This window comes from Carnobacterium sp. FSL W8-0810, assembly GCF_038007125.1.
GTDB lineage: Bacteria > Bacillota > Bacilli > Lactobacillales > Carnobacteriaceae > Carnobacterium_B > Carnobacterium_B inhibens.
In genome coordinates this window covers 34,006-49,921 of record NZ_JBBOWO010000004.1, presented here as the reverse complement: position 1 = coordinate 49,921, position 15,916 = coordinate 34,006, and the positions used below count along the sequence as shown (strand labels likewise).

The window sequence follows — 15,916 nt, the reverse complement described above, 5'->3', positions numbered from 1 at the left end:
GAGAGTGTAAAATATTTTGTGTAAATGAAAAAATCCATACAAAAAAGGAAGTCCCTTCTGTAGAATAAAGTTAACGACAACCAATTCACAGAAAAGAGGACTTCCCTATGAATGATTTTACTACAGAAATTGTGCAAACTCTAGTCACTAAAGGCGATTTAAATGAATTATTCCGTTCGCACTTAGAAAAAGCGATAAACACACTCCTACGGACTGAATTAACGGCTTTTTTAGATTACGAAAAATATGATCGCACTGGTTTTAATTCAGGTAATTCGAGAAACGGTTCTTACTTTCGATCAATCAAAACCGAATATGGTGAATTAACATTGGAAATACCTAGAGATCGTAATGGTGAGTTTAAACAACAAACTTTACCAGCCTACAAAAGAACAAACGATACATTGGAAACCACTATTATCCATTTATTCGAAAAAGGTGTTACGATGTCTGAAATTGCTGATTTAATCGAAAAAATGTATGGGCATCACTATACTCCACAAACCATGTCCAACATGACTAAAGTTCTGACTGAAGAAGTAAACGCCTTTAAATCCAGAGCCTTAAATGATAAGTATATCGCTATTTTTATGGACGCTACTTATATTCCATTAAAACGCCAAACCGTATCCAAAGAAGCGATTTATATTGCCATTGGTATACGAGAAGACGGCACTAAAGAAGTACTGAGTTATGCGATTGCTCCGACTGAATCAACATACGTTTGGAATGAGCTGCTACAGGATATTAACTCCAGAGGAGTTCAAGAAGTCTTGCTTTTTATTACGGATGGCTTAAAAGGCATGAAAGATACCATCCAACAAATTTATCCTAAAGCAAAATATCAGCATTGTTGTATCCATGTATCTCGTAATATTGCTCATAAAGTACGTGTCAAAGACCGAAAAGAAATCTGTGATGACTTTAAGGCTGTTTATCAAGCTAACTCAAAGGAAGAAGCGAATACATTCTTATCCTGTATGATTGAGAAATGGAAGAAAAACTATCCTAAAGTGACGCAGTCACTCATAGAAAACCAAGATTTATTGACTTTTTATGAGTTTCCACCCAGTATTCGTAGAACCATTTACTCAACCAATCTAATCGAGTCTTTCAATAAGCAAATTAAAAAGTACAGCCGCAGAAAAGAGCAGTTTCAAAATGAAGAATCACTAGAACGCTTTCTAGTCAGCATTTTTGATACATACAATCAAAAATTTCTAAACAGAAGCCATAAAGGTTTCCAACAAGTAACCGATACATTAGTTTCAATGTTTACTGAGTAACTAATTATTTTGCAGAAGGACGATTTATTTACACAAAATTATTGACGCTCCCTTTTCTAATCTACTGCTCATTAATTAGATAATCTCTTAAACTTCTTTGTTTAAGAAAAAAAAATTGTAAATTAAACAGTGGAGGTTCCTTTACTAAGTTAGGATTTTTTTATAATTATTTCTTTCCTGTTGAATCACTAGAAAAATAGTAACGATTTCAATGTTCCCATTAATTGTTGTATAAATAATAAATTGGGAAATCCAGGCTAATAATAGTTTTTTCCTTCGATTACTTCTCTCCGTTTTAATTCCGTCTTCCATATCAATAGTCTCAGGGTTAAATTTAGTTTATATTCCTGATCTGATATAGGCTAATCATTATGGTCCTGATTTTGATAATTTTGAGAAGAATAGCATAAGTAATTTAATAAATTAATAGATGTAGAAAAATGAATCATCTCTTTTAAATCCGCGTATATTATTTTTATAACGTGTTTATTTTTATTTATTCGAGCTACAGATAAAGCGTCATTATATTGTTCAAGATAAGAGGAATCGTCTAAAAAGTAAGAATTATATGCTTTTTCATAAATAATATATTCCAATATTTCTGTAGATTGATTCGTTTTATTTATTTCAAGTGCCTCGTCACATAAGAAAACTGCTTCCTGATATATTTTTTCTAGGCTATAAAACTTTGCTGCATTAAAGAAAACTCTATTAAGAAGAAGGGGATCACCTTCAATAGAACGAGCAATTTGAATAGATTCTTTATAATAAAATAAAGCTTTTTTATTGTCCTTTACCAACTCATAATAAATACCGATACTATTCTTTAAAAGAGAAGTAAGCATATCAGGATGATGGTCAAGTTCAATCGCACGCTGAAAATGATACAGTGAATCATCTAAATTAATTTCTGCGATTAGTAGAGTATTACCTAAATAATAATGGATCTCTCGAAGTAAGTTTAAATTACTCACTTTATCTATTTCAATTTCTTCAGTTAGAATTATATTTGCTTCTGCGTGCTTTGAAACTGAGCATAAGTTGTTTACTCTGTGCAAAACATTTTTAACATATGACTCATAATTCTCGATAATTATTTCATCAACCTTAATATTTAATCGATTACATACCTTTGCTAAAATATGTATATTGGAACAAGTTCCATTTCTTTCAATATTACTAATAGTTGCCTGTTCACATATTCCTTTACATAAATCATTTTGTGTATATTTTTTACTTTTCCTTAATTCACGAATTAGTGTTCCATTAACTTTCATATAAACCTCCCAAAAAACATTGAAAACGTTTTAATTTAATTATATAATACAAATAAGCGAGGTGATAATATGTACTTAGAACAAGTAGTAAATCTTCTTGGCGAGTTTATAACTACTGGAAATACGTCACATGTTTAAAATCCAGTAATCTTAATCTGGAAAGTATAATACATATTATATAATACTAAAGTACTATATTAAAAATATAATATATATTATATTTTGTCAAGAAACAAAGTGCACAGGCTAAAATATTATATATTGAGGAGGCGTAATTTATAAACAATATTAATAATTTTATGCACGTTATTGTGAAACGTTTCACTAAACTGTTTTATAAAAAAGAGATAAATATTATGAAAAAATCAATTTTAGCTTTAGTAATGCTTTCGCTAGCTTCTTTTTCAACTTTAGGCAATGTAGCAAATGCAGAGGAAATTGTATCAGATGAATTGGGTACTGAGCAATCTATTGACATAAATGATCCAACATCACAAGTAAGCGAAATTTTAACATTTGAAGAAATTACAGAAGAAATAGCTAGTGATTTAGAAATTTCTATAACTGAGGCACAGGAATTAGTAGTTGACAATAGTGTTACTCAATCTCGCATGAGTGCTCAAGCAGCAACATATCGTACCTTATCACAACAATTCACAGTAACCTCATCATATAAGCCCACTATGCGATTCTATTGTCAAACTTCTGAAAGCGGTTCATTTCACGGGATTCTCAAAATTATGAATGTAAACATGATAAGAGGCTATAATGGCGTTACAAAACAATTTAGTGGTACAGTATATGTTAATTTAGAGCGTAGTGACAAAATTTTTTATATTGTTAATGGTGACTTTTATAATAATGGAACGACAACAGTTAATACTGGGGTTAGTATCGGAGTAGGTAAACAAGCTAGTATCAATTTTGGCGTTAGTAAATCTTCAAACCACTACAAATACAGATATGTTGAATCTTACTACAATTGGTAAATTAGGAGCATGTTTATGATAAGAATAGTAGTATTTATAGTGAGACTTATAAAAAGTATTGTGATATTAACTTTACCAAGTTTAATGATTTATTCTATGGGTGAAGAAGCATATTCAGAAAGCTTTTTTCTATCGATTTATATTTTAAAGTGTATTTTTTCTTTAATTGCTGTCTGGGTAATAAGCGATGGGATAATAGCACTATTAAATTCATTTGAAGTCGATGATTAGGGAAATAAAAACATTATAAAAACCAATATTTAAGCCTATTTAACTAAGCCGTTTTTAGTTAGGTAGGCTTAAATTTATTAGTTACTGTTCAAGCACGATACTACTAGGATAACCAGTTTTTCTTCCGATAGTTCTTTAAACCTTTTAGAACTTGATTTAGTCAGTTGTATCCCTTGTTGAACACGATCACTTTCTTTATTAATCAATATATCAGAAGGCTTACTATAGTCTAAAGTTAACGCATAGTTTAAAAGAGCGGTATTCGGGATTCCCGTTTGTTCTTTAAATGACGTTAACTGATTCGCTGTTACTTGTGACAGACAAGGGTTGAGACCTCTTTAAAAACAGGTTCTTTTTCACTTTTCCAGTTAGTGTGATTTACAACATAACTTAAAAAAGCAGATAAGTATTTTCTTACTGTTAAAAGATACATCCTTCTATTATCATACTTTAAGAGAATAAAGTCATTCATTTCGATTTGTAGTTGAAGATTTCTAGCTTCAATCTTTTCTAGTTCTTCTTTGGTTATATTTTTAAATTGATTCGCATACAGTACTAAATGCAATAGTACTGTAGAAGTCTTGGAAGTCCCTAGATAATGACCGCGCCTCTCTAGTTCTTGATAAATCTCCTGGATCAGCAATAAACCTATTTTCCAAACGATAGTATTTGCATCATTATACCATTGAAACAAGGGGTTCTTATCCATAAATATTCTTGGAGTTTTTTTGACGATTATACTACAAAAAATTAAAATGGTAGTATAATCGTCAAAAACGCTGCATCCTATTTGTTTAACCCTTAGATTAACGCTTAGGTCCTTTAGAGGAATGTTTGTATTTCTTTTTAGTCATTTCTTTTTCTTGTGCTCTTAATTTTTCTCTTTCTTCGTAATCTAATGAATCCAGAATTTGATCTAAATGTTGAGGTCTAAATAAGTAATTCAACAACTGGCTAGAGGGCATAGACTTTTGCTGTGTAAAAGACGGTTCACTCATTTTTTGCTCTTTTAATGCATCAGCTTGCTCTACAGTAAGCACTCCTGTTTCAATACACTCATTGAGCAATAAATCGTGCAAATCTGGTCTCTCTATTAGGATAGTCTTTAATTCCTCACTCATAGTTAAAGAAGAAACAGCTATAGATTCATCATTGTTTAGGTTTCTTGCATTCCCATAGTCTTTAAAGTAAGCGACTGCGCTTTGCTGTTCTTCTATTGTAAATTTAATAAGCGGTCTTTCTTTTAAACGAATTAAATTTTCAGATGTTAATTGATCTCCATAATAATCAATGGCTTTAGAAAAGAGTTCTTTAGTTGGAATATCTTTATCATCCAGTTCTAAAGAAGGGAAATAACGCGTAATTTTGTCATCATAATAGTTTTGAATCACTTTCATAGCAATCTTATTTCTTTCTTGCTCTTTGATACTATTTTTTAATGTCGTGTAAACAGTATCTGGAAGATTTTCTACTGTTTTTACATCTTTGAAATCCACTTGGTATTTTTCTACAATGGATACTACCATTTGATTCAATAGGTTGTTTTTTTCTTCATAGAAGGAATAGGAATCATACGGACGTTTAACAACCTTTGATACCTCATGATACAGTTCTTGTTGGTTAGAGTATTCCAGTATCTTTTCTACTTCTTCTGGTTGGATCACACGGTCCTCTTTTACTGTTCGATCTGCTAAATTTTTCACCTGATAATCAGATAAGTTCTTTTGATCTATATTTGGATAATAGTTTTTAAGTAACCGTTCAGATTCTTTTAAAATAAGACGATCTGCTTTTTCTACTAATTCCATTTGAGATTCAATCAAATTCAATGTCTTCGTGTCTTCTTTAAAGAGATTATTTACTCTAGCAGAATTCGACCAATTGTTCAGCATTCGTTTCTTATCTTCAATCTGATCAAATGAGATATACGTCTTTAGTTCTTTTGATAAACGAGTAATTTCTTTCTTTTCTATTGGGCTAAGAGAACGAACAATCGTCTCAGTATCTTTTACTTCTTCAGCGTCTTTTTTTAACGTATAAACAATAGCTGCTTTTCCATTAGACTCTTTAATCTCTTTATTGATTTGAATACGGTCGCTATTTTTTCCTTTGGCTTCCATCTCTCTAGCAACAAATCCTTCATGAATGGTAGGCTGCTTTTCTTCACCTAAATCAGCGTAAGATTTTTCGGAAATCGTTTGATTAATTCCATTTTCTTTTAGAAAGTGGTTAGCCATAGTCGCCCAATTTTCTCTCCATTTTTGCATCCGTTCTTTCGAATCCCAATCTGTTACATTTGCTTTTCTATTTTGACGATAACCACTTTTTGTATAGATTGGATTCCCTTCTTCATCATTAATATAAATTTTACGCGACTTTACGTTCCAATTGCCATTTTCATCGAATGGACGAGTCGTTAACATCACATGGAAATGAGGATTCATTTCATCATCTCTATGAATAGAAATATCCGCCACCATTCCAAGATCAACAAAGTTTTTTTGGCAATAGTCTAATGTTAATTTTTCTTGTTCGACAATTGATAACTCAACTGGCAACGCGACATTAAATTCTCTAGAAAGTTGCGCATTTTTTGATTTTTCGTAATTCTCAACTTCATTCCACAATCGTTCACGATTTAAACACCAGTCAGGAGCGTGAGTAGGCTTCAATATAAACGTAACAGGCTGTACATCTCTACGGTAAAATTTTGTTTCGTTATACCGCTCGCTATACAACTTCTCACCTGAACGATAAGCTGCACTTGAAATGGCCGATTGGCCTTTACTTCTAGAAATAATTTTTGCTGATAAATGATAAATAGCCATGATCTCATCTCCTTCCTGATTTTATTTACTTAACATGAGCGAGAGCGAATTTTATCACACGAAATTTTTTTATGGGAGCGATAAGTGAAAAAATTCAAGTTTTATTTCTGTTAGCACAACTCCATAATTTACGTAGTAAATAATGGAGTATAAGTGCGCCATTTACAGGGACTATTTTACCACCTTGCTTTTTCTTTTACAATTATTTATCTTTCTGTCATACTAGTTTGTATAGTTATTTAAAGATTAAGGGAGGAAACACACCATGACAAACATTTCAAAAAAATTAGAACAAATTGAAAAATTAAAAAAAGAGTTATTAGAGGAAAAAGAAAAAATTGAAAATACTTTAGGAAAAGAATTGATTAGCCAATTTGATTTAAACTACGAATCTTTAACAAAAAATGAAATAAAAGAATTTGTAAATAATTTAAAAGATAGCTATGATTTAATGAATGAAGATCAATCTTTAAACTCTAGTAATTCAGTTGAATCACCTACAGTAGGTTAAACCTATGAGTAATCACTTTAAACAACTGCAACAAGAAATAAATCGAGTCGAACGATCTATTCAATTAGATTCTCAAAAAGAACGAAAAGAACGAACGAGAAGACTCATTCAAAAAGGCGCTTTACTAGAAAATTATTTTGAATGTGAACAGTTATCAGTTGCAGAAACAGAAGAATTATTAAAGATGTTTTCAAGTTATGTTAATGCGAATAAGAGTATTAAATTTAAATAGTTAACTACTCTTTAAAAAATTGAGAGAATTAATGTTAAAAGTTATACTGTAGATGTAATTTATTTTAAAAAAATCCATGAAAGGATAATAATAATGACTAATAAACAAGCTTTAGGTTATATGTTATTGGCTTGCAAAGATCTTAAATTAGATAAAGATCAAGCTGATAAATTATGGGATGCTATGTTTCAAAATATGGATGAATTTACTGAAGAAGAAGCTCAAGAAAAAGGGCATGAATGGTTAAATTCTCATTAATTAGTATACGTTTAAATACATTCATTGTGTAGTAGTAAGTCGGACAATTAACTTACTACTACACAATGAATACGCAAAACCCATCTAAAATTTTACATATAGTTACAAAAGGATACATTCAATTTTTTTCAATCCTTTGATAGCAATAAAAAAAATAAAGGATGGAATAACTGATTGGTAACAGTTTTTCCATCCTTTTAACCTTACTCATTTAATTTTAAAATTAATAATTATTTTCATAATGATGGAGAAGATACTTTCTTAGTATTTGAGTTAAATTGAGTTGAAAAAATATTCATCGGTACTTTTTCATTTTCGGTTAGTTTAATTAAATCCTTTATTTTTTCCGTATTCAATTCTTGATTCAGATCCTTATCTAACACGCGATATTTAACGTCTTCTTTTAACCATTCATCAGCTGTCTTTTCTCCTACCCAAGTGGTTGCAATCTCTTTTTTATTTTTACCCGTAGCCATAACATAATCAAATGTCTGTTCCTTAGAGACAAGTTCAATCGAATAAAGAGTTAACTTATCGTTAGGGTTATTTTTTAATAGTTGAATGGTGTTTATTTTAAGACTTGTATCTTTTAATTGCTTGTATTGATTTTGATTGTTTTGATCTGTCAAAAATCCTAACTTTGTAGCAATCACTTCGTCCTTGTCGGGGCTCAGTACTTGTTTACTTTCGGTTGTTTGTTCAATAATCAAATCTAGGTGATCAATCAATTTTCCAGAAGCTTTTTTCACTTCTGATAAAGAGTTTATTTTATCCTCAACTTTTTCTAAATTATCCGTCCAATTGGATATGTAACGTAAGGAATGCTTTTCTGTATCTAGTCCGTAATACTTCCCTACTACATACGCTGTCATTTCTGCTTGGTATTCAAGAACAGGTGCTGCCTGCATAGTTAACTCTTTATTTTTCAATTTTTTATCATTATGCATCTCAGCATGTGCTAATTCATGAATTAACGTGTGTATATTCTCGGTTTCTGTATTTTTAGTATTAAGGGTAATGGAATGTGTAGACGGCATATAATACCCCTTAGCAGCCGAATCACGAAACGGCTCTTTAATTATTGGAATATTAGTGCTATTTGAATACTCCAGTAGTGATTGATTCAATAAATCTAAGTCTTTCCCTCCAAAATCAAACTGATTCTTTTTATTTGGGAAAATAGCTGGATAATCTTCTGGTTTCGCGTGTGTTTGTGTCACGTCAAAAACCGTCCCTAACTTAAAACGCGTAAATGTTTTGACGTTATCTGTAGACTGATTTTTCTTTATCCATTCCTTTTCTTCTATCGTTGCTTTCGTTTGGTTTTTCCATTCACCATCTTTAGTTTTAAACTGGGTAACAGTCATTGGAACCCAAATTTTAATCCCTTTTTCTCCTTTTTGAACTGGAAAGCCTAATTCTTTAAATCGTTGATAGGATGCTACTCCATTTGCTCCTTTATGCTGCGAGCGAATCATGAATTGATTCCGGATAGAGTAATCTCTGAACTGGCTCATAAAATTAAGTAATTCCGTCATCTGTTCAGGAGTTTCTGTATATGTTTGAACTTGTGTAGTCATTTTTTCGGTTAGTTGATCAATTTCTTTCTTCTTTTCAGCTTCTGAAATTTTTTTATACTGGTTGGCCATTGCTATACTCCCCTCTTGGCTAAAGTAGCTTGACAGGTGTTTATCTAAAGGATAGGCATTTATTTCTTTCAAATACTTCAAACAGCCTTTTAGTGAATTCTCCTGGTGATCTGATAATGCTCCTGTATAATTAAACGTTGTAATTTGATACGCTTTATTCTTTGTACTTTTAGAAACCGTTAATTCAAGGTTTCCTGTCATAAATAACGGAAAATCTTTCTGAAGATGATTTTCTCTCTGTTTGTCTAAATTAATTTCAACTTGATCGGAAATAGAAGTACCCTCTTCGCTACTAAACCAATCATCGACTAAGAAATCATTCAAAACTTGTAAACTATGCTGAAGCTCATTTTTTAGCGTTATGTCCTTTAAATCTAACACTAACTCATTCTCGTGTAGCGTTTCCAATAACCATTTATGAAATGTATTAGATGAGTTCTCCATGCTCAACAACTCCATCAGCTTCTGTTTCTAAAAGTAAATAATAGCCTTCTTCATTGTTTATATTTTCTTTGAGATCTGCAAAAATATACCCTTCTACCAGAACTTCTACTTCTTTTTTCTCTTCAGGAAGGTAAAAAAGAACTTTATTACCTTCTAAAATTCTTAAAGCTAACGCTAAACGATTCGACATAATCATCCCACCTTTCTTGACTATTCTTCTTTAAGCATAAATAAAAGCTAGTTATAGGGCTAAAAATATGCCTACAACTAGCTTTTATGATTCAGAAAATCAAATTATAAAATTAATTAGGGTTATGGGTACTTTTGTTAATTGAAAATTATGTAAACGCACGCTTAACCAATCGTCAAAGAGAAAGGTACAATCAATTGTATGAACATCTTTACGAGCATTCAAAAAAATGATTTTATATAGTTTGCGTAAGTATACTTTTGTGTAGATTTTAAATGTAGGAGTTCTTCAAATGAATAAATTTTTCAACTCCATATCTAGCATTAACTCAACAAATTATTAGTGAATCTTTTAAAGCGAATAAAAATAGATTTTATATCCCTATTCCTCTGAAATAAATAATAATTTTTCCATTCCTATTTACTTTAGAATTAGTTGCATCATAATTAAGTCTTATCTTTTTTACTGATAAGAGCCCAGAAAATTACCTGTATACTTTTTTATTTTCCACACAAAATAGCGAACACATTTTTACTTAGTGCTCGCTATTTTTATTGCTATTCGATTGCTTTCAAAACTATTCGCTGACTTTGATAATCTCCATATAAATCTGGGTCCAAATAGATACCACGATACATCAATTCATCCCCACCTAAAATTCGGCCATCATCTAATTGATATTTTTTTGATACATCGAGCCCAACTAGTTTAAGACGTTTAACTGCTTTGTTTGCTTTATCCATAATTTGGAAGTAATAAAAAATAGCTTGTTTTTTGTTAGGCTCTACAAATATCCAAGATGTGTGATTAGCTCCATCAAATGGGCTCAAAATACGATAAAAGTCTCCATATTGTATAACTTGTCTATGTTGCTTATAAAAATCAATTTGATCTTTTACTTCTTGTTTTTCTTCAATTGTTAGCTGTGTGATATCCAATTCGTATCCTAAATTTCCAGACATCGCAACATCCCCACGCATTTTCAAACTGGTTTCTCGGTTAACTTGGTGGTTAGGCACAGCTGATACATGCGAACCCATAGAACTAATTGGAAATACCATACTTGTTCCATATTGAATTTCTAATCGTGCTACTGCATCAGTGTTATCACTTGTCCATGTTTGAGGCATGTAGTAAAGCATTCCGGGATCATATCTACCACCACCTCCTGAACAACTTTCAAAGAGAATATTAGGATAAGCGTTGACTAATTCTTCCAATATTTCATATAACCCTAAGATATATCGGTGTGCTACTTCTCCAGGAATAGCATTTAACCCACCTGAACCTAGTTCTGTCATGTTACGGTTATAATCCCATTTAATGTAATCAATAGGAACTTCATCTAAAATAAGTTTCATTTGATTTAAGATGTTTTCTCGTACTTCTTTTCGACTGAAATCAAGTACCAACTGACTTCTTCCTCTAGACTTAGGACGTCCTGGGGTATGAATACACCAATCAGGATGCTGGCGGTATATTTCACTATCTTCTGAAATCATTTCTGGCTCAAACCAAAGACCAAACTTCATGCCCTTTGCTTGAATAGCTTCGCTCAACGATTTAAGTCCCTTAGGCAATTTTTTATCGTACACAAACCAATCTCCTAAAGAAGAATAGTCATCATCTCGTTTACCAAACCAGCCATCATCTAATACAAATAATTCTACACCTAATTGAGATGCCTGATCAGCAAGGTCTATTATTTTCTCTTCAGTAAAATCAAAATAAGTTCCTTCCCAGTTGTTGATTAGAACAGGACGTTCACTATATTGATGATTTCCCCTAATCAAATGATTTTGGTATAACTTATGGAAAGTTTGAGACATTCCATTTAATCCCTCTTCACTATATACCATGACTGCTTCTGGTGTTTGGAATTTTTCTCCTGGATTTAATTCCCAATTAAAATGTGTTGGACTAATTCCCATCTGCAATCGGGTCTGTGAATAAGAATCTACTTCTATGTTACTGATAAATTCTCCAGAATACACTAAGTGAAAGCCGTATGCTTCTCCTGACATTTCAGTGGTCTGCTGTCTCACCAAGGACATAAACGGTTGATAGGTATGACCAGTCGTTCCATGTTTACTATCTAGTGTGTGAATACCGCGTACTAATGGAGAACGAATTAACTCCCGTTCTCTTCCCCAAGCACCTGGTAATTGAATTAGTTCATAGTCAGAATCTGAGAAATCAACTGACATACTAAGGGCACGGTTTAAAGTAACTTTACTCTCTCCATTATTATGATATTGTACAGAACGTGTAATTACGGGATATTTCTCAAAAATAGTATACGTCAATGTTACTACCATTCCAGTCAAACTATCATGCAAATACAGTTCTAAGGTTTTAGATTGGCTAGCTTCGGATGCATATGTATGTGGCAATCCTGGTAGCGAAGGTTTCCCTTCTTTAATAGCGTAACCATTATACTCTAAATTATTTGCACGCCATCCCGCTTCATCTGAATAAGTAAAAGCTGGCTCTCGAAAATCTCCAATATCTGATCCTGGGTATTCTTGTGGTAAAACAGCTAGTGAAAATTCTCTGTGTGTAATGGCATCTGGATTTGGCGCAAATGAACGATCTATACGAGGATAATCAGTAGTAGACTTTATATCTTTCACTCTTTTCCCCCAGTAATGATGAGCCAAGTATTTCTCTTCTTCTATTGCTATTACGTAGCTGATGAACTCATTGCATAAATGAAACGTTTGGTTGCTTTTATTATAATGAACTTGCATAATATCTCCTCATTTCCAACATACATTATTAAAATATAGTTGTTTTTTGTTTTTTCTCTTCCGATACAATATGAAATTCTTTTGAGCTAAGATTTATACTTAAAGTTGCTTTTTCATCTTTATTGCTCCATTCTATTTCTAAATATTGAGAATCAGAAGTACGAATATCTATTTCTCCATCGAATGCATTTGATTTATTTCTAAATTCAAATAACTTGAATAGACTTTTTACAATTGGACGTTCAATTTCTTCTTCAATTTCCTCTAAGGAATAATAATGGCGATTGATATTCCGGCCTTCTTTTGTGTTTTCTAGTAGCTCAATATCATTTTTACCGGCTAGCATTCCGACATAGTAGACTTGAGGAATACCAGGAGCAAAACATTGGATTGCTCGTGCAAGCAAATAAGCTTGATCATCATTACCAAGAGCTGAATAATAAGTACAGTTGATTTGATAAATATCTAAGTTGTTATATGCTTCAGAGCTATATGTTCTTTTTATATTGGCTCCTTTTTCATAAAGTGAATTTACCGTAAAATCAATTTCTTCATCTGTTAATAAATCTTTGACATCGACTACTCCAATTCCGTCATGAGTATCTAATGTAGTGAACTGCTGACGAGGACATATACGTAACCAATGCGCTAAACGATCGGCCTTTCCACTGAATAATGCATGCAACACAAGCATCGGTAGTGCAAAATCATATACTGGGTAGCCTTTTTCAGCGATTTTTTGTTGAATGCTATAATGTTCATGAATTTCTGGAAGTAATTTCACATCATATTGATTCAGTATATCTTTACAATAATCTAAAAGTTCCCAAATATCTGGTTCAACAAAGAAACAATTTGTATCTAATTTTTTTATTGCGTATGCAAAAGCATCTAATCTTACGACTGAAACTCCTTGTTCTGCTAGAAAACTAAGCATTTCTTTAATAAATTGAAGAGTAGCTTTTTTACGGACATCAAGATCAATTTGTTCTTCTGAAAATGTGCACCAGATTTGGTCTGTACTTCCATCTTTAAATTCAATATTTACAAAAGGAGCTTTTGGCTTCCTTTTATAAATTAAATCAATATCTTCTTCTGTTGGTTTTCCTTCTGGCCAATATTCTGAATAACGTATGAAAAAGTCTGCATACATCGATTTTTCATTATTTTCAATAAAGTCTTGAAAGTAATGAGATTGACGTGAAATATGATTGATCATAAATTCATACATTGTATAAAAGGAAGTACTAATCTGTTTTAAATCATCCCAAGTCCCAAATGATTCATCAACTTTAGTATAATCTAATGGCGCAAATCCACGATCCCCAGAAGATGGATAAAAAGGTAAAATATGAACCCCGCCTATGACTTCTTTTAAATGTTTATTCAGTACTTCATTCAAATCTCTTAAATTACTACCTAGACTATCTGGATAAGTAATCAACATTACTTCATTTTTTATACTTGTCATATTCTAAGTTTCCTTTCTTTACTTCCCACCAGTACTAGCAATTCCTTGTATAAATTGCTTTTGAAAAATGATATATAAAATTACCATTGGAATAATCGAAATAACAGAGCCTGCCATTAATTGAGGATAATTTGACGTAAACTGTCCTTGCAGACTAGCTAATCCTGCTGAAAGAGTCATTTTTTCTTGAGAAATATTGACAATCAAAGGCCACATTAAATCTTTATAAGCAAACAGTGTAGTAAAAATCGCTAAAGATACTAATCCAGATTTTGCTAATGGAAGATATATTTTAGCAAAGACTTGCCAAATGTTTGCTCCGTCAATCGTAGCTGCTTCCATTAATTCATCCGGCAATTTCATGAAAAATTGTCGTAATAAAAACGTTCCGAAAGCAGAAATTATACCAGGGATGATTAATGCTGTTACTGTATTCAACATCCCGATATTTTGTACGAGAAGGTATTGAGGTGTTAGAAAAATTTGAGATGGAATCATCATTTGTGTTAAGACCATCCAAAAAAACAAGTTTTTCCCTGGGAATTCAAGTTTAGCTACAGCAAATGCAGCCATAGCACTAAATAAAGTAGAAGTTACTACTCTCACAACAATCATAATCCCCGTATTTAAAAAGAAAGCTACAAATGGCAACACATTCCAGACGTTTTTATAGTTCACCCATTGAAAACTCTCCGGTAAAATAGTAGGCGGAATTGAGGTCGTTTCTGGTATCGTTTTTCCTGAAGTTAAAAACATCCAGACAAAAGGCAAAATCATAATAATAGATCCAATGATTAATACGATATGAATAAATAGTTTAGATTTTTTAGTTGGTTCGTTATGCATTATTTTACCTCCTTAATCGTAAGTAACCCATTTTTTCTGAGCAATTAATTGGATTGCTGTGATAATCATGATAATAACAACTAACACCATAACTACAGCAGATCCATATCCTTTATCATTTAAAACAAATGATTCATTAAAGAACATATACACTAGTGATTGAGCTTTATTTAAAGATGGATTAGTTACGTCAAACATGATAAATATAACATCGAATATCTGCAAAGCACTAATCACACTTGTCACTAACACAAAGAATAATTGAGGAGTTAGTAATGGCACTGTGATTTGAAAGAATTGACGAATCTTCCCTGCCCCATCAACGGTCGCTGCTTCATAATATTCTTGGGGGATTTCCTGCAACCCTGCCAATAAAAGAATCATATTATAGCCGATATTTGACCAGATACCTACAATGATAATTGACCACAAGACTACATTAGGATCCGAAAGCCATTGTACATTTTCTAAACCAAAGTAACCGAGTGCAATATTAATCAACCCGAATTCAGAATTGTACAACCATCTCCAGACCATTGCTACCGCTGCAGGAGCAGCAATCATAGGTAAGAAGTAAATAACACGATAAATTCCTACACCCTTTAATTTAGTATTTACTAGGACAGCTGCTATCGTGGAAAGAATGACTGTGAATGGAACCTGTATTACTGTATAAATTAATGTATTTCTTAAGGATTGCCAAAACTCAGCATCTGAAAACATTCTTATATAGTTATCTAAACCAACAAAAGCAGACGTTCCAAATGTACTAACGTTTTGAAAGCTCATTAATAATGTCTGGAATACTGGTATAATATTGAGCACAATTAACCCTATTGCTGTTGGAGCAATAAGTAACCATCCCCACAGGTATGTGTTTTTATTTTTTTTAGAAGTTTGTTTTTTCATTGTAGTTTGTTTTTCTTCTAGTACATGCTCATTCATAGAGTATTG

15 protein-coding genes are annotated in these 15,916 nt (G+C 32.0%); 6 read left to right on the top strand and 9 right to left on the bottom strand.

Annotated features, from left to right (window positions below; genetic code table 11):
• The first annotated feature begins 107 nt into the window (after positions 1-107).
• Positions 108-1,286, top strand: coding sequence for an IS256-like element ISEf1 family transposase (locus NST49_RS12315; RefSeq protein ID WP_341048951.1), 1,179 nt, complete (start codon positions 108-110; stop codon positions 1,284-1,286).
• 362 nt (positions 1,287-1,648) lie between these two features.
• Here NST49_RS12315 and NST49_RS12310 read toward each other — a convergent pair whose 3' ends face one another.
• On the bottom strand, positions 1,649-2,563 hold the full coding sequence (locus NST49_RS12310) for a helix-turn-helix transcriptional regulator (RefSeq protein ID WP_341049047.1): 915 nt from the start codon (positions 2,561-2,563) through the stop codon (positions 1,649-1,651).
• A gap of 356 nt (positions 2,564-2,919) precedes the next feature.
• Here NST49_RS12310 and NST49_RS12305 point away from each other — a divergent pair, with 356 nt between their 5' ends.
• Both NST49_RS12305 and NST49_RS12300 read left to right on the top strand, forming a co-directional pair.
• On the top strand, positions 2,920-3,552 hold the full coding sequence (locus NST49_RS12305) for a hypothetical protein (RefSeq protein ID WP_341049044.1): 633 nt from the start codon (positions 2,920-2,922) through the stop codon (positions 3,550-3,552).
• Between the two features lie 15 nt (positions 3,553-3,567).
• A complete protein-coding gene (locus NST49_RS12300) occupies positions 3,568-3,783 on the top strand; it encodes a hypothetical protein (protein WP_341049042.1) in 216 nt (71 codons plus the stop codon).
• Positions 3,784-4,090: 307 nt separating this feature from the next.
• Here the strand turns inward: NST49_RS12300 and NST49_RS12295 are convergent, their stop codons facing one another.
• Both NST49_RS12295 and mobQ read right to left on the bottom strand, forming a co-directional pair.
• A complete protein-coding gene (locus NST49_RS12295) occupies positions 4,091-4,477 on the bottom strand; it encodes a hypothetical protein (RefSeq protein ID WP_341049041.1) in 387 nt (128 codons plus the stop codon).
• A 112-nt stretch (positions 4,478-4,589) separates the two neighbouring features.
• On the bottom strand, positions 4,590-6,611 hold the full coding sequence (gene mobQ, locus NST49_RS12290; RefSeq protein ID WP_341049038.1) for a MobQ family relaxase: 2,022 nt from the start codon (positions 6,609-6,611) through the stop codon (positions 4,590-4,592).
• A 265-nt stretch (positions 6,612-6,876) separates the two neighbouring features.
• Between mobQ and NST49_RS12285 the strand changes: the two genes are divergently transcribed.
• The 3 genes from NST49_RS12285 (at position 6,877) to NST49_RS12275 (ending at position 7,612) form a co-directional block, all read left to right on the top strand.
• The gene (locus tag NST49_RS12285; protein WP_341049036.1) at positions 6,877-7,122 is read left to right on the top strand and encodes a hypothetical protein; all 246 of its coding nucleotides are present in this window, start codon (positions 6,877-6,879) and stop codon (positions 7,120-7,122) included.
• Between the two features lie 4 nt (positions 7,123-7,126).
• A complete protein-coding gene (locus NST49_RS12280) occupies positions 7,127-7,354 on the top strand; it encodes a hypothetical protein (RefSeq protein ID WP_341048963.1) in 228 nt (75 codons plus the stop codon).
• 93 nt (positions 7,355-7,447) lie between these two features.
• Positions 7,448-7,612: a hypothetical protein gene (locus NST49_RS12275; protein ID WP_341048961.1), complete on the top strand. Its 165-nt coding sequence runs from the start codon at positions 7,448-7,450 to the stop codon at positions 7,610-7,612.
• Positions 7,613-7,848: 236 nt separating this feature from the next.
• Here the strand turns inward: NST49_RS12275 and NST49_RS12270 are convergent, their stop codons facing one another.
• From NST49_RS12270 to NST49_RS12245, 6 genes are all read right to left on the bottom strand, one after another.
• Positions 7,849-9,705, bottom strand: a complete 1,857-nt coding sequence (locus NST49_RS12270; RefSeq protein ID WP_341049034.1) for an ArdC-like ssDNA-binding domain-containing protein — start codon at positions 9,703-9,705, stop codon at positions 7,849-7,851.
• Positions 9,689-9,895 carry a hypothetical protein gene (locus NST49_RS12265; protein WP_034536311.1) on the bottom strand — a complete coding sequence of 69 codons (207 nt, stop codon included), beginning with the start codon at positions 9,893-9,895 and terminating at the stop codon, positions 9,689-9,691. Before NST49_RS12265 ends, NST49_RS12270 begins: the two co-directional genes overlap by 17 nt.
• 557 nt (positions 9,896-10,452) lie before the next feature.
• Positions 10,453-12,645: an alpha-galactosidase gene (locus tag NST49_RS12260; protein ID WP_341049029.1), complete on the bottom strand. Its 2,193-nt coding sequence runs from the start codon at positions 12,643-12,645 to the stop codon at positions 10,453-10,455.
• Between the two features lie 28 nt (positions 12,646-12,673).
• Positions 12,674-14,116 carry a sucrose phosphorylase gene (gene gtfA, locus NST49_RS12255; RefSeq protein WP_341049027.1) on the bottom strand — a complete coding sequence of 481 codons (1,443 nt, stop codon included), beginning with the start codon at positions 14,114-14,116 and terminating at the stop codon, positions 12,674-12,676.
• Between the two features lie 18 nt (positions 14,117-14,134).
• The gene (locus tag NST49_RS12250; protein ID WP_341049024.1) at positions 14,135-14,962 is read right to left on the bottom strand and encodes a carbohydrate ABC transporter permease; all 828 of its coding nucleotides are present in this window, start codon (positions 14,960-14,962) and stop codon (positions 14,135-14,137) included.
• 12 nt (positions 14,963-14,974) lie between these two features.
• Positions 14,975-15,907 (bottom strand): carbohydrate ABC transporter permease, encoded by a 933-nt coding sequence (locus NST49_RS12245; RefSeq protein ID WP_445662733.1) that lies wholly within the window; start codon positions 15,905-15,907, stop codon positions 14,975-14,977.
• Between the last annotated feature and the right edge of the window lie 9 nt (positions 15,908-15,916).

Bases quoted from the DNA above. Each gene is read 5' to 3' on its own strand.
- NST49_RS12315 (WP_341048951.1), top strand. From the start codon at position 108: ATGAATGATTTTACTACAGAAATTGTGCAAACTCTAGTCACTAAAGGC.
- NST49_RS12310 (WP_341049047.1), bottom strand. From the start codon at position 2,563: ATGAAAGTTAATGGAACACTAATTCGTGAATTAAGGAAAAGTAAAAAA.
- NST49_RS12305 (WP_341049044.1), top strand. From the start codon at position 2,920: ATGAAAAAATCAATTTTAGCTTTAGTAATGCTTTCGCTAGCTTCTTTT.
- NST49_RS12300 (WP_341049042.1), top strand. From the start codon at position 3,568: ATGATAAGAATAGTAGTATTTATAGTGAGACTTATAAAAAGTATTGTG.
- mobQ (WP_341049038.1), bottom strand. From the start codon at position 6,611: ATGGCTATTTATCATTTATCAGCAAAAATTATTTCTAGAAGTAAAGGC.
- NST49_RS12285 (WP_341049036.1), top strand. From the start codon at position 6,877: ATGACAAACATTTCAAAAAAATTAGAACAAATTGAAAAATTAAAAAAA.
- NST49_RS12280 (WP_341048963.1), top strand. From the start codon at position 7,127: ATGAGTAATCACTTTAAACAACTGCAACAAGAAATAAATCGAGTCGAA.
- NST49_RS12275 (WP_341048961.1), top strand. From the start codon at position 7,448: ATGACTAATAAACAAGCTTTAGGTTATATGTTATTGGCTTGCAAAGAT.
- NST49_RS12270 (WP_341049034.1), bottom strand. From the start codon at position 9,705: ATGGAGAACTCATCTAATACATTTCATAAATGGTTATTGGAAACGCTA.
- NST49_RS12265 (WP_034536311.1), bottom strand. From the start codon at position 9,895: ATGTCGAATCGTTTAGCGTTAGCTTTAAGAATTTTAGAAGGTAATAAA.
- NST49_RS12260 (WP_341049029.1), bottom strand. From the start codon at position 12,645: ATGCAAGTTCATTATAATAAAAGCAACCAAACGTTTCATTTATGCAAT.
- gtfA (WP_341049027.1), bottom strand. From the start codon at position 14,116: ATGACAAGTATAAAAAATGAAGTAATGTTGATTACTTATCCAGATAGT.
- NST49_RS12250 (WP_341049024.1), bottom strand. From the start codon at position 14,962: ATGCATAACGAACCAACTAAAAAATCTAAACTATTTATTCATATCGTA.
- NST49_RS12245 (WP_445662733.1), bottom strand. From the start codon at position 15,907: ATGAATGAGCATGTACTAGAAGAAAAACAAACTACAATGAAAAAACAA.